We start from the raw sequence: 11,693 nt of genomic DNA on the forward strand, positions 1-11,693 counted from the left end.
GCTACTCGCCCAGGATGAGGCGGCGGATCGCGGCATCCTTCGATCCGCCCAGCTCCATCGTGTGGCCGCGACGGTAGAGCGAGAACACCCGCGGGTCGATGTAGCTCGAGCGGGCCACCGCGGGCGTGTTGCCGAGGGCGGCGGCCGCCGCGCGCACGGCGGCGAGCTCGACCTTCTTGCGCTCGTTCTTCGTCGTGGCGACGCCCGCCTCCGCGAGCGCCTCGGCGGCGAGGATCGTGCCGCGCAGGGTTCGGAAGTCCTTCGCGCTGAACGGCCCGCCGGTGAGCGACCGCACGTAGGCGTTCACGTCGCCCGGCGTGAGCGGGACGCGACGGCGTCCCCGGCGGTAGCTGAGGAGTGCCGCGCGGGAGCGACCGGTCGCGAGCTCCGTCATGAGCGCCGCGACCTCGGCGTCCTTCAACGAGAGCTCGGCACGCTTGCCGCTCTTCGCGGGGAAGGACAAGCGGATGAGATCGCCCTCGACCGTGGCATCCCGGCGCTGGAGGGTCGTGAGTCCGCGGCTGCCGTTGCTGACGAAGTAGCGGGCGTTGCCCACGCGCGGGGCGACCTGGTCGAGCAGGCGGAACGAGACCGCGAGCACCCGCTCACGGTCGACGTCCGAGCGGCGCAGCGACTGGGTGACGCGCGCGCGAGCCCGCGGCAGCGCCTCGGCCAGTTGCAGGGCACGAGCGTACTTGCCCTTGTCCTGACGCTTCGACCAGTCCGCGTGGTACGTGTACTGGCGTCGCCCGGCCTCGTCGGTGCCCACCGCCTGGATGTGGGCGTTCGGCTCGCGGGCGATCCACACCTCGCGCCAGGCGGGCGGGATGACGAGCCCCCGGGCGCGATCCGCCTCCCGCTCGGGGACGGCCGCCCCGGTGTGGTCGACGAAACGGAACCCCGATCCGGAGCGGACACGACGGAAGCCGGGGTCCTCGTAGGGACGCACCCGGACGAGGCGCGCCACTGTCAGTGGGTGCGGAGCATCTCGATCAGCTCCGCCTTCTTCTTGCCGGAGTACCCGGTGATGCCCAGTTCCTTCGCCCGCTTCTTCAGCTCGTCCACGGTGCGGTCCTCGTAGTCCTCCGCGCGGCCCCCGCGGGCGCCGACCCTTCCGCGCCCCTGCGCGGCGGCGGCGTTCGAGATGCGCGCGGCCTTCTCCTTCGAGTCGCCCTGCTTCCGCAGCTCCTCGTAGAGATCCGGGTCCTTCAGGCTGTTCGATCCTCGCCCCTGGGGCATGGCCGCCTCCTTCCGTGGAATGCCATGACGGTACGACTCGACGCCGACCGGCCTCGGCGGGGTTGACAGCCGCACCCGGACCGCCCCCACTCAAAGCCCGCGCGGGCTATCAGCCGATTTCCAGGAACGTCAACCCCCTGCCGGGATCCGCGCGCAATGAGAACGTGGAGGTCAACCACTCGCCGGTTGCCGCGCCCAGCGGAGACAGCAAGGAGCCCCCCATGAACATCTTCCTGATCATCATCATCGTCGCCGCGATCGTCATCGCGATCTTCAGCGGACTGGGTCAGGCCGCGAGCTTCCTGCTCTGGGTCGCCATCATCGTCGGCCTCATCGCCCTGATCGTGCTGCTGTTCCGCCTGATCAGCGGCCGCAAGCCGGTTTAACCCCCGAGAGGAGCGCTCGCGTTTCGGGTGCACGAGCCTCCTCATCCCCGCGGGTCCGCCCGCCCCGGATGCCACGTCCTCCCCCAGGACGTGGCATCCGTCGTTTCTGCGGGTCCCTGCGGAGCCACTTCACGTGATCTGGTTCCTGCGGAGCCACGCGCCCGGGTCCCTGCGGCGCCGCATCACGCGCCCGGGTTCCTGCGGAGCCCCATCACGCGCCCGGGTTCCTGCGGAGCCAGTTCACGTGATCTGGTCGAATGCACACGCCGCGACCGTGCACCGCGTGTGCGCTCGGCCAGTTCACGTGAAATGGATGGATGCCGGGACGCTGAACGCACAGCGAGACGCGGGGGCTCGACCCGGGGGCCCGGCGCACGACCCCGGCACGAACCCCAGCGCAGGCCTTGACGCTGACGCGATATATCGCGATACTCGAACCAACGCGATATATCGTGAGTAAGGAGATCGCCATGGAGAAATGGATCGTCCACCCCGGCGAGACGCGCGTCATCGACGTCGACGGACTGCGGGAACTGAAGATCGGCCTCGTCGGGGGCCAGGTCGACGTGATCGCACACGACGACCCGGGCGCACGCATCGAGGTGCACGGCGTCACCGTCAAGGACCTGCGCATCGAGATGATCGACGGCCGCCTCGAGATCGACCACCCGCAGCTGCGGTGGGACAACTTCCTCGAGGTGTTCCGCAACTTCGGCGCCGGCGGCCCCAAGGCCGAGGTAAGCGTCGCCGTCCCCCGCACCGTCGCCCTCACCCTCGGCGTCGTCAGCGCGAGCGCGCTCGTCTCCGGCCTCCGGACGGATGCCAAGCTCAACACCGTCTCGGGCGACATCATGGTCGACGGACTCGTCGGCGACGTGAGCCTCAACGCCGTCTCGGGCGACGTGCAGGTGCGCGAACTCGAGGGCGCCCTCACCGCCAACAGCGTCTCGGGCGACATCGCCGTGACCGGCGCCGTCACGAAGGCCTCCGTCGACACCGTCGCGGGCGCTCTGCTCGTGGACTCGACCGGCACCGTGCAATCCATCACCCTGAACTCCGTCAGCGGCTCGGCCACGATCCGTCTCGACCGCGGCCTCCCCGCCAACTACGTCGCGCGGTCGGTGAGCGGACGCGTGCAGATCGACGGAAGCGTGCGCTCGGGCTCGGGCCCCACCAACTACACCGGTTCGACCGGCGCCCTCGCGGGGTCGTTCGTCGACGTGCGGGCGAACACCGTCTCGGGCGAGATCACGGTCCTCCGCCGCGGCGTCTCGGGTCTGCGCCCCGACGAACTCGCCGGAGAGGAGGAGTGGTGATGAGCCCCGTCTTCTCCCACGGTGATCTGCGCCTCTACATCCTGAGCCTGCTCGCTGAGGCCCCCCGCCACGGCTACGACCTCATGCAGGCGCTCACCGAGCGCACGGGCGGGACCTACTCGCCCTCGGCCGGCACGATCTACCCGCGCCTCGCGAAGCTCGAGGAGGAGGGTCTCGTCACCAAGACCGTCGACGGCCGCAAGACCGTCTACGAGATCACGGATGCCGGTCGCGCCGAGGTCGCCTCCCGCGAGGGAGACCTCGAAGGCATCCAGGCGGGTCTCGCCGACAGCGTCCGCCTCATCGCCGACGAAGTCCGCGGGAGCGTCCGGGATGCCATGCGCAGCCTCCGCGCCGACCTCGCCGCCGCCTCGCGCGACGAACGCGAGCAGGCCGACAGGGCGCCCGCGCACGACCCGCGCGCACTCAGCCGCGAACAGCTCCATCGCGCGGATGCCGCGATCACCGAGTTCCGCGGACGCGTCCGCTCCGAACTGCGCTCGCACGTGGCTCGCGGCGGCGAGCTCACGGCATCCGGTGTGGATGCCATCGAGTCCGCGCTGCAGCAGGCGTCGGAGGCCGTCGCCCGCGCGGTGCGCGGCTGAGGGTCACTCCCAGACGAGTTCCTCGTCGGGTGCGAGCGGCTCACCCAGCGGGACGACCAGCACCGGTCGACGCTGCCGGTGGGTGAGTCGCGCGGCGACAGACCCGGTGAGGAACTCGCGCAGCGACTCCCCCAGCCCGCGTTTGCGGGTGCCGACGACGAGGAGCGACGCGTCCAGCTCGTCCGCGAGGTGGATCAGCGCGAGCGCGGGGTCGCCGATCGCCTGCCGCACCGACCACGTCACCTGCGCGTCGGCCAGCGCGGCGTCCGCCGCGGCCTGCACCTCGGAGAGGGCCGCCTTGGCCGCCGCTCCCGCGACGTCGACCGTCGAGGGGCTCACGTAACCGTCAGGGTCCTCGAAGGCGACGAAACGGGTCGTGTCGACGTGCGCCACGATCAGGTCCGTTCCCGCGAGCGCGGCCTGCCGCGCGGCGGCCCTCAGGACCCGCGGCGACTGGCCGGGAACGACGCCCGCGATCACGACACCGGGGCGCTTCGGGGCGGGGTTGTCGTCTGCCATGGTGACTCCTCTGAACGTGCGGCACCGCTCCCGTCGGCCCACAGCAGGCGGGGGCGGAAAGCACCGTGATATCCTGGCTGTTACTCTTACCGGCTCGGTCCGGAACCGCAATACGCAGGGCCCACAGCATGGCCCTCGACGTCGATCGTGAGGGGGTCTCGCATGGGGCGTGGCCGTCAGAAGGCGAAGAACACCAAGATCGCCCGTGAGCTGAAGTACGACACCTACTCGGTGAACTACTCCGCTCTCGAGCGCGAACTGGGTGCACCCGAACCGGGTGAGGACGCGTACGTCGACAAGTGGGCCGACCAGTACGCGGACGAGTACGAAGACGAGAAGGCCTAGCCCTCGTCCCACGCTCGACCGTGGCGGCGTTCCCACGCCTCCTCGATCGATTCCGAGCGCGCCACGACAACGGCCGCGGGGACGACGAGCACGATGACACCGCCCACGACGAGCAGTCCGGCGGTCCATCCGCCGGTCAGTTCGTGGGTGACTCCGATCGCGAGCGGAACGAGCGCGGCCAGGGCGTAGCCCAGGCTCTGCACGAACCCGCTCAGCGCGACCGCCGTCTCGTGCGACCGCGTGCGCAACCCGAACAGCACCAGCACCATCGGGAACATCAGCGGGGGGAGTCCGATGAGGACGACCCACAGCACGGTGGCGGCGCCCGGCGCGAAGAGCAGCCCGGCGACCCCGGCGAGGCCGCTGGCGACCGCGAAGACGTAGAACGGTGTGGTCCGCCGCAGGCGTGCCACGAGAAGCGGCACCACCAGCGACACCGGCAGCCCCATGAACGAGAATAGCGCGAGCAGACTCCCCGCGGTGGCGGCGTCGACACCGGCGGTGTCGATGAGGATCGTCGGCAGCCACGCGAACATGCCGTACGCGACCGACGAGTTGACGGCGAAGGTGATCACGAGCGCCCACGCCTGCGGCACGCGCACCACGCGGGAGAGCACTGACGCGCGCGGTTCCTCCACGGCATCCCCGCGTCCGGCCCGGGCCCGGAAGCTCGTCACCACCCAGGGCACGACCGCGACGACCGCGACGAAGGCCCACACCGCGAACGATCCGCGCCACCCGATCGCTCCGGCGAGCGGCACCGCGACCAGCGGCGGGGTGAAGGTCGCGACCGCCATCGTCGTCGTGTAGACCGTGGTCATCAGCCCGACGCGCTCGGGGAAGTACTTCTTCACCACCGCCGGGATCAGCACGTTGGCGACGCCGACCGCCGCGAACACCCCCGCCGTCGCGGCGAGGAGGGTCCAGGCATCCACCGCCACCGCCCGGAGGCCCAGCGCCGCAGCCGCAGCCACCGCGGCGATGAGCACGAGGCGCTCCAGCCCGACCCGACGCTCGATGACAGGTGTCACGACCGCCGAGAGCGCGAAGGCCACGGGCGGCGCCATGCCGATGAGCCCCACGACCGCCGCCGGCAGAGGGAAGTCACGCGAGATGACGGTCAGCAGCGGCGACAGGGACGCCACGGCGATGCGCAACGTCAACGCGAGCAGCACGATGGCCGCAGCCGCCCACACGACCGTCCCCGCGCGGCGGGGCGTCAAGACTCCTGGCTGCCCTCGACCCAGGCGAGGTACTCCTCCGACACGGTGCCGGTGACGTACCGGCCGTCGAAGCAGCTCATGTCGAGGTCGACGAGGTCGGTGCCCTCCATGATCGCGGCCTTGAGGTCCTCGACCTCCTGGTACACGAGGTAGTCGCAGCCGAGCTCCTCGGCGATCTGCGGGATCGTGCGGCCGTGGGCGACGAGCTCCTGGCGCGACGGCATGTTGATGCCGTACACGTGCGGGTAGCGCACCGGCGGGGCCGCCGACGCGAACGTCACGCTCTTGGCACCGGCATCCCGAGCCATCTGGATGATCTCGCGGCTGGTCGTCCCCCGCACGATCGAGTCGTCGATGAGCAGGACGTTCTTGCCCTGGAACTCCGTCGACATCGCGTTGAGCTTCTGACGCACGCTCTTCTTGCGGATCGCCTGGCCGGGCATGATGAACGTCCGGCCGACGTAGCGGTTCTTGTAGAAGCCCTCGCGGTACTCGATGCCGAGCTTGCGGGCGACCTGCATCGCGGCGGGGCGCGAGGAGTCGGGGATCGGCATGACGACGTCGATCGAGCCGTGCGGGGTGTACTTCGCGATCGTGTCGGCGAGGCGCTCGCCCATGCGCAGGCGCGCCTCGTACACCGAGATGCCGTTCATCACGGAGTCGGGACGGGCGAGGTACACGTACTCGAACGAGCACGGCGCCAGCGTCGGGTTCTGGGCGCACTGCTGCGCGTGGAGCGTGCCGTCGAGGGTGATGAACACGGCCTCGCCGGGCTCGACATCGCGGACGACCTCGAAACCGGCGTTCTCGAGCACGAGCGACTCGGAGGCGACGACCCATTCCTCACGGCCGTCGCGCCCGTTCGCCGGGCGCTTGCCGAGGATGAGGGGACGGATGCCGAAAGGGTCGCGGAACGCGAGGAGGCCGTAGCCGGCGATCAGTGCGATCGTCGCGTACGAGCCCTCGACGCGTTCATGCACCCGCGCGACCGCGCGGAACACCTGCGCCGGGTCGAGGTCGGGGCCGGAGATCTCGGACTGCAGCTCGGAGCCGAGGATGTTCACCAGCAGCTCGGTGTCGCTGCTGGTGTTGAGGTGCCGGCGGTCCTTGCTGAACAGCTCGCGCGTGAGCTCGCGCGTGTTGGTCAGGTTGCCGTTGTGCACCAGCACGATGCCGTACGGGGCGTTGACGTAGAAGGGCTGCGCCTCTTCTTCGTTGGAGGCCGTGCCCTTCGTGGCGTACCGGACGTGGCCGAGACCGATGTCGCCCAGCAGCGCACGCATGTCGCGCGTGCGGAACGCCTCGCGCACCTGCCCGCGGGCCTTGTGGATGTGGAACACGCCGCTGGACTCGGCGGTGGCCATGCCCGTGGAGTCCTGCCCGCGGTGCTGGAGGAGAAGGAGCGCGTCGTAGATCTCCTGGTTGACCGGGCCCTGCCCGGCCATGCCGACGATGCCGCACATGGGGGGTTACTTCGCTCCGTTCGCCGGGAACCCGGCATCCGCGTACGAGCCGACCAGGCGCACCGCGCCTCCGTCGACGCCCTTCGCGCCCTGTTCGAACTCTCCGTCGGGGCGCGCGTCGTCGCGCACCACACCGACCTGCCAGGTGTCGATGCCGTCGGCCCGGAGCGCCGCGGTCGCGGCATCCGCGACCTCGGGCGCGACGACGGCCAGGAAGCCGATCCCGAGGTTCCACGTCCCCTCGGTCGCGGTCAGGTCGAGGCCGCCCATGTCGGCCAGGACGCGGAACACCGGCGAGGGGCTCCACGTCGAGCGGTCGACGTCGACCCACGTGTTCTGCGGCAGCACCCGGGCGAGGTTCGCGGCGATGCCGCCGCCGGTCACGTGGCTGAGCGAATGGATGCCGGCCCCCACGGCCGCATCGTCGATCAGGCGCAGCAGCGGCGAGGTGTACAGGCGCGTGGGCTCGAGCAGCGCTTCTCCCCAGGTGCCGCCGAGCTCGGCGGAGGCCGCGCCGTACGCGATGCCACGGCCGGCGACGATGTGCCGCACGAGGGAGTACCCGTTGGAGTGCAGACCGCTGGAGGCGAGGGCGAGCACGACGTCGCCGCCGCGGACACGGTCGGCCCCGAGCACGCGGTCGGCCTCGACTGCACCGGTCGCGGCGCCCGCGACGTCGTAGTCGTCGATGCCGAGCAGGCCGGGGTGCTCAGCCGTCTCTCCGCCGACCAGGGCCGTGCCGGTGAGCGCGCAGCCGCGCGCGATCCCGGCGACGATGTCGGCGATGCGCGTGGGGACGACCTTGCCGCACGCGATGTAGTCGGTCATGAAGAGCGGCCGCGCACCGACCACGACGATGTCGTCGACGACCATGCCGACGAGGTCTTCGCCGATCGTGTCGTGCTTGTCGATCGCCTGCGCGATCGCGACCTTCGTGCCGACGCCGTCGGTGCTGGTCGCGAGGAGCGGACGCGCGTAGTCGCGCAGGGCGGAGGCGTCGAAGAGGCCCGCGAAGCCGCCCACTCCCCCGAGGACCTCGGGGCCGTGGGTGCGTTTGACGGCCGACTTCATCAGTTCGACGGCGAGGTCACCCGCGGCGGTGTCGACGCCGGCAGCGGAATAGGGGTTTTCGTGGGGAGCAGAGGCCACCGCACCAGACTACCCGCAGGATCCGACACGCTCCCCGCGCCCGTCTGCGCCGGCGCCAGGGGCCCCCGCGCTCGACGTGGATGCAAGGCCCGCCCCCGGCGACCGCCTCGATCCCTACAATGGCGCCATGACGGGCGGCCAGCCGGAGTGGGTGATCCGCGAGGACGCGGCGATTCCCGTGCTCATCGCGCTCTACCTCCGGCAGGCCTGCGGCATCCGCTCCCCCGAGGAGCTCCCGGCGCTGCGGAGGGTCCCGGGGTACGACGGCGTCGCCCGCCCCGACGACGATCAGGCGCTCCTCGAACGGGAATGGCGGGAGTTCTGGGCGATGAGCGTCGAGCCGCTGGCGCACCCCTCGCCCGTCCCGCTCGAACTGGTCGAGGGCTTCGACGACCTGTTGGCGCTGCCGGTCGGTCGAGCCGAGGCGTTGCGTGAGGCGATCGCACCGCACGCGGCCGGCGCTCTGGAGTTCGCCCGATCCGCCCACGCCCGGTACGGAGCCGAGGGCGCCGCGCGCCCGGGCGTCTCGTATCGCGCCTACGCCAGCGCGATCGCGGTGCACGAGCGCCGGGTGGGTCGCCGCGCGCACTCGTTCGAATTGAACGTCCAGGTGCTTCCGCTGGCCCAGCGGGGGGTGTGGTGGATCGGCTCGCTCACCGTCGCGGTGACCGACGGACTGCGCAGCGACGTCGTCGCCTTCGACGCCGCGATCCACCCGATCATCGCCGAGCTGGCGTGATCCCCGGGATCAGTAGCGGTAGCGCTCGTGGTCGACGGCGACGTCGCGGACCTTCCGACCCACGACGCGCTCGAAGATGAGCGCCGCGATCGCCCCGAGCGTCGCGCCGATGACGACGCAGATGAGGGCGGTGAACCCGAAGACCTGCAGCTGCGAATAGACGACGTTCGTGTACGGGCTCAGGTCGGTGCCGTCGATCGCGAAGGTGAGGATGAGGGCGGCCAGGATGCCGAGCACCGCACCGGCGGCCAAGAACACGCCGTACTTCGGGGCGCGCCGCACGCGCAGCGTGACGATCTCCTCGTGCACGAGGGGCTTGCGTTCGGGGGCGGGCTGCTCAGCCATGCTCACATTGTCCCACCGCGGCAGCATCGGCGGGTCGTCGATTCCGCGACGACGAGATCATGGGCGCAGCGTCCGCGACGGTCACGGCCGCAGCGGCAGCAGCGCGCTGAGGTCGGCGCGGACGCCGGAGGCGACGATCCGCCCCGAGGCCGCGGCATCCGCCCAGTCCTCCGCGCCCGTGGCGACGGCGATCCAGGTGGCGGCGTCGGTCTCGACGACGTTGGGCGGGGTGCCGCGCGTGTGCCGGGGTCCTTCGATCACCTGGACGGCGCCGAACGGCGGGACGCGCATCTCGACCGAGTTGCCCGGCGCCTTCTCCACGAGCAGTTGCAGCAGGTATCGGACGGCGGTGGCGGTCGCCGTCCGGGGCGTGTCGCCCGCGGCCACCGCGGCGAGCGCCGCGCGGCCGTCTCCGGTCTCGATGCGGCGGGGAGGCATGGCATCCACGGTACTCGTGAGCGTTGCGACGGGGCGGGCGTCGGTTCAGTGTCCAAGACACGCGGATGAGGCGGCGCGGCGTCCGCGTGTCTTGGACACCGAACGAGAGGGGCCGGGTGCGCGGCGGGCGGTGTCCGGGGCGCTCGGTAGGCTGACGGCGTGAGAATCCTGGTCCTCGGTTCGGGCGCGCGCGAGCACGCCATCATCCTCGCCCTGCGCTCCGAAGAGGTCTCGCACGCGATCTACGCCGCCCCCGGCAACGCCGGCATCGCCCGCGACGCCCACGTCGTCGAGCTCGACGCGAACGACCCGGCCGCCGTCACCGGGTTCGCGAACACCGAGGCCATCGACCTCGTCGTGATCGGTCCCGAGGCGCCTCTCGTCGCCGGTGTCGCCGATGCGCTCCGCGAGCGCGGCATCCCGGTGTTCGGCCCGGGCAGGGCCGCCGCGCAGCTCGAGGGCTCGAAGACGTACGCGAAGCGGATCATGGATGCCGCGGGCGTGCCGACCGGCCGCGCCGTGCGCGCGCACGATCTCGCCGGCGTCGAGGCAGCGCTCGACGAGCTCGGCGCTCCGCACGTGGTGAAGGCCGACGGGCTCGCCGCGGGCAAGGGCGTCATCGTGACGTCCGACCGCGCCGCAGCCCTGGCCCACGCCGAGGCGTATCTGCCGACCGGCCCGGTGCTCATCGAGGAGTTCCTCGCCGGCCCCGAGGTGTCGCTCTTCTTCCTCAGCGACGGCGACCGCGTACTGCCGCTCAGCCCCGCGCAGGACTTCAAGCGCCTCCGCGACGGCGATGAGGGCCCGAACACCGGCGGCATGGGCGCGTACTCGCCGCTGCCGTGGCTGCTCGAGCGCTTCGGCGGCGAGGAGCAGTTCGTCGATCAGATCACGCGCGAGGTGGCCGAGCCGGTGATCCGGCAGATGGATGCCGAGGGCACCCCGTTCATCGGACTGCTGTACGCCGGGCTGATCCTCACGGAGTCGGGCGTGAAGGTCATCGAGTTCAACGCGCGCTTCGGCGACCCCGAGACGCAGGTCGTGCTGCCGCGCCTCGTCGACCCGCTGTCGACCCTGCTCATGGCCGCGGCCTCGGGCACCCTCGAGGATCAGCCTCGCCCGGCGTTCGCAGACGCGACCGCGGTGACGGTCGTGCTGGCGAGCGAGGGCTATCCCGAGGCCCCGATCACGGGTCGCCCGCTCACCGGGCTCGACGAGGCGGACGAGGTCGACGGGGTGCACGTCGCCCACGCCGCGACCGCGCTGCGCGACGGCCGTCTGCACGCCACCGGGGGTCGCGTGCTCAACGTCGTGGCGCTCGGCACGACGTTCCGCGAGGCCCGCTCCGCCGCCTACGAGGCGCTGGGCCTGATCGGACTCGAGGGCGGCCAGTACCGCACCGACATCGCCGCCCGCGTCGTCGAGGACTGACCCGGGCGGACCGGCGTCGTCCTGAGGCTGCGGCCCCTCGCCCTGGCATCCGGTTCGGGCTACCGTGTGCGCATGGTGGACCGGGATGCCATGGCGCGCGGGCGCGCGATCTTCGACCCCGTCGTGCAGGATCTGTGCGCGCTGCCCGACGTCGACAGGGGACGGATGTTCGGCACGGAGGGCGTTCGCGTGCGCGGCAAGGTGTTCGCCTTCGTCGCGCACGAGGGGTCTCTCGTCGTGAAGCTGCCGGAGCAGCGCATCGGCGAGCTCACCGCCGACGGCGTCGCTGCCCCGATGATCATGCGGGGGCGCCCGCTCCGGGAATGGGCCGAGGTCTCACCCGACGCCGGCGAGACCTGGGCCGCCCTGATCGACGAGGCGCACCGTTTCGTCGACGAGATCACGCCCTGAGTCCGTCGCCTCCGCTGCCGCCGCGGCGGCCGGCCCGGCGCGCGGGGGCTGCCACCTCCTCGCGCGACATCGCCGAGACTGCAG

General features: G+C 71.5%; 15 protein-coding genes. 7 read left to right on the forward strand and 8 right to left on the reverse strand.

Features of this window, described 5'->3' with window-relative positions; genetic code table 11:
* Position 1: 1 nt before the first annotated feature.
* A complete protein-coding gene (locus tag CSIV_RS07815) occupies positions 2-967 on the reverse strand; it encodes a DNA topoisomerase IB (RefSeq protein WP_077050845.1) in 966 nt (321 codons plus the stop codon).
* A 2-nt stretch (positions 968-969) separates the two neighbouring features.
* Positions 970-1,239, reverse strand: coding sequence for a DUF7218 family protein (locus tag CSIV_RS07820; protein WP_077050846.1), 270 nt, complete (start codon positions 1,237-1,239; stop codon positions 970-972).
* Positions 1,240-1,460: 221 nt separating this feature from the next.
* Between CSIV_RS07820 and CSIV_RS18340 the strand changes: the two genes are divergently transcribed.
* The 3 genes from CSIV_RS18340 (at position 1,461) to CSIV_RS07830 (ending at position 3,546) form a co-directional block, all read left to right on the forward strand.
* Positions 1,461-1,625: a hypothetical protein gene (locus tag CSIV_RS18340; RefSeq protein WP_175611068.1), complete on the forward strand. Its 165-nt coding sequence runs from the start codon at positions 1,461-1,463 to the stop codon at positions 1,623-1,625.
* A 464-nt stretch (positions 1,626-2,089) separates the two neighbouring features.
* Positions 2,090-2,941, forward strand: a complete 852-nt coding sequence (locus tag CSIV_RS07825) for a DUF4097 family beta strand repeat-containing protein (protein WP_077051359.1) — start codon at positions 2,090-2,092, stop codon at positions 2,939-2,941.
* The gene (locus CSIV_RS07830) at positions 2,941-3,546 is read left to right on the forward strand and encodes a PadR family transcriptional regulator (RefSeq protein WP_077050847.1); all 606 of its coding nucleotides are present in this window, start codon (positions 2,941-2,943) and stop codon (positions 3,544-3,546) included. The genes CSIV_RS07825 and CSIV_RS07830 overlap by 1 nt, the downstream gene beginning before the upstream one ends.
* Positions 3,547-3,549: 3 nt before the next feature.
* On the opposite strand, the gene CSIV_RS07835 is transcribed toward CSIV_RS07830, so the two are convergent.
* Positions 3,550-4,065: a universal stress protein gene (locus CSIV_RS07835; RefSeq protein WP_077050848.1), complete on the reverse strand. Its 516-nt coding sequence runs from the start codon at positions 4,063-4,065 to the stop codon at positions 3,550-3,552.
* 162 nt (positions 4,066-4,227) lie between these two features.
* On the opposite strand from CSIV_RS07835, the gene CSIV_RS07840 reads away from it, so the two are divergent.
* A complete protein-coding gene (locus tag CSIV_RS07840; RefSeq protein WP_077050849.1) occupies positions 4,228-4,410 on the forward strand; it encodes a DUF3073 domain-containing protein in 183 nt (60 codons plus the stop codon).
* Here CSIV_RS07840 and CSIV_RS07845 read toward each other — a convergent pair.
* From CSIV_RS07845 to purM, 3 genes are read right to left on the reverse strand one after another with little or no spacing between them, the layout of a single operon-like run.
* Positions 4,407-5,633, reverse strand: a complete 1,227-nt coding sequence (locus tag CSIV_RS07845) for an MFS transporter (protein ID WP_077050850.1) — start codon at positions 5,631-5,633, stop codon at positions 4,407-4,409. The genes CSIV_RS07840 and CSIV_RS07845 overlap by 4 nt on opposite strands.
* Positions 5,630-7,096: an amidophosphoribosyltransferase gene (gene purF / locus CSIV_RS07850; RefSeq protein WP_077050851.1), complete on the reverse strand. Its 1,467-nt coding sequence runs from the start codon at positions 7,094-7,096 to the stop codon at positions 5,630-5,632. The genes CSIV_RS07845 and purF overlap by 4 nt, the downstream gene beginning before the upstream one ends.
* 6 nt (positions 7,097-7,102) lie before the next feature.
* A complete protein-coding gene (gene purM / locus CSIV_RS07855) occupies positions 7,103-8,245 on the reverse strand; it encodes a phosphoribosylformylglycinamidine cyclo-ligase (RefSeq protein ID WP_077050852.1) in 1,143 nt (380 codons plus the stop codon).
* 127 nt (positions 8,246-8,372) lie between these two features.
* Here purM and CSIV_RS07860 point away from each other — a divergent pair, with 127 nt between their 5' ends.
* Positions 8,373-8,984 carry a zinc-binding alcohol dehydrogenase gene (locus tag CSIV_RS07860; RefSeq protein ID WP_077050853.1) on the forward strand — a complete coding sequence of 204 codons (612 nt, stop codon included), beginning with the start codon at positions 8,373-8,375 and terminating at the stop codon, positions 8,982-8,984.
* Between the two features lie 9 nt (positions 8,985-8,993).
* Here the strand turns inward: CSIV_RS07860 and CSIV_RS07865 are convergent, their stop codons facing one another.
* Both CSIV_RS07865 and CSIV_RS07870 read right to left on the reverse strand, forming a co-directional pair.
* Positions 8,994-9,329 (reverse strand): potassium transporter Trk, encoded by a 336-nt coding sequence (locus CSIV_RS07865; protein WP_077051360.1) that lies wholly within the window; start codon positions 9,327-9,329, stop codon positions 8,994-8,996.
* Positions 9,330-9,410: 81 nt separating this feature from the next.
* Complete coding sequence (locus tag CSIV_RS07870) at positions 9,411-9,767, reverse strand: sterol carrier family protein (RefSeq protein ID WP_077050854.1); 357 nt, start codon at positions 9,765-9,767, stop codon at positions 9,411-9,413.
* A 159-nt stretch (positions 9,768-9,926) separates the two neighbouring features.
* Here CSIV_RS07870 and purD point away from each other — a divergent pair, with 159 nt between their 5' ends.
* Both purD and CSIV_RS07880 read left to right on the forward strand, forming a co-directional pair.
* Positions 9,927-11,198 carry a phosphoribosylamine--glycine ligase gene (gene purD, locus CSIV_RS07875; protein WP_077050855.1) on the forward strand — a complete coding sequence of 424 codons (1,272 nt, stop codon included), beginning with the start codon at positions 9,927-9,929 and terminating at the stop codon, positions 11,196-11,198.
* Between the two features lie 72 nt (positions 11,199-11,270).
* Positions 11,271-11,609: a TfoX/Sxy family protein gene (locus tag CSIV_RS07880; protein WP_077050856.1), complete on the forward strand. Its 339-nt coding sequence runs from the start codon at positions 11,271-11,273 to the stop codon at positions 11,607-11,609.
* The last annotated feature ends 84 nt before the right edge of the window (positions 11,610-11,693 follow it).

The sequence above is a fragment of the Microbacterium sp. CSI-V genome (genome assembly GCF_001984105.1).
Classification (GTDB): domain Bacteria; phylum Actinomycetota; class Actinomycetes; order Actinomycetales; family Microbacteriaceae; genus Microbacterium.

Coding starts and splice junctions, on each gene's coding strand:
- CSIV_RS07880 (WP_077050856.1), top strand. CDS start 11,271: ATGGTGGACCGGGATGCCATGGCGCGCGGGCGCGCGATCTTCGACCCC.
- CSIV_RS07860 (WP_077050853.1), top strand. CDS start 8,373: ATGACGGGCGGCCAGCCGGAGTGGGTGATCCGCGAGGACGCGGCGATT.
- CSIV_RS07840 (WP_077050849.1), top strand. CDS start 4,228: ATGGGGCGTGGCCGTCAGAAGGCGAAGAACACCAAGATCGCCCGTGAG.
- CSIV_RS07830 (WP_077050847.1), top strand. CDS start 2,941: ATGAGCCCCGTCTTCTCCCACGGTGATCTGCGCCTCTACATCCTGAGC.
- CSIV_RS07865 (WP_077051360.1), bottom strand. CDS start 9,329: ATGGCTGAGCAGCCCGCCCCCGAACGCAAGCCCCTCGTGCACGAGGAG.
- purF (WP_077050851.1), bottom strand. CDS start 7,096: ATGTGCGGCATCGTCGGCATGGCCGGGCAGGGCCCGGTCAACCAGGAG.
- CSIV_RS07835 (WP_077050848.1), bottom strand. CDS start 4,065: ATGGCAGACGACAACCCCGCCCCGAAGCGCCCCGGTGTCGTGATCGCG.
- CSIV_RS07820 (WP_077050846.1), bottom strand. CDS start 1,239: ATGCCCCAGGGGCGAGGATCGAACAGCCTGAAGGACCCGGATCTCTAC.
- CSIV_RS07870 (WP_077050854.1), bottom strand. CDS start 9,767: ATGCCTCCCCGCCGCATCGAGACCGGAGACGGCCGCGCGGCGCTCGCC.
- CSIV_RS18340 (WP_175611068.1), top strand. CDS start 1,461: ATGAACATCTTCCTGATCATCATCATCGTCGCCGCGATCGTCATCGCG.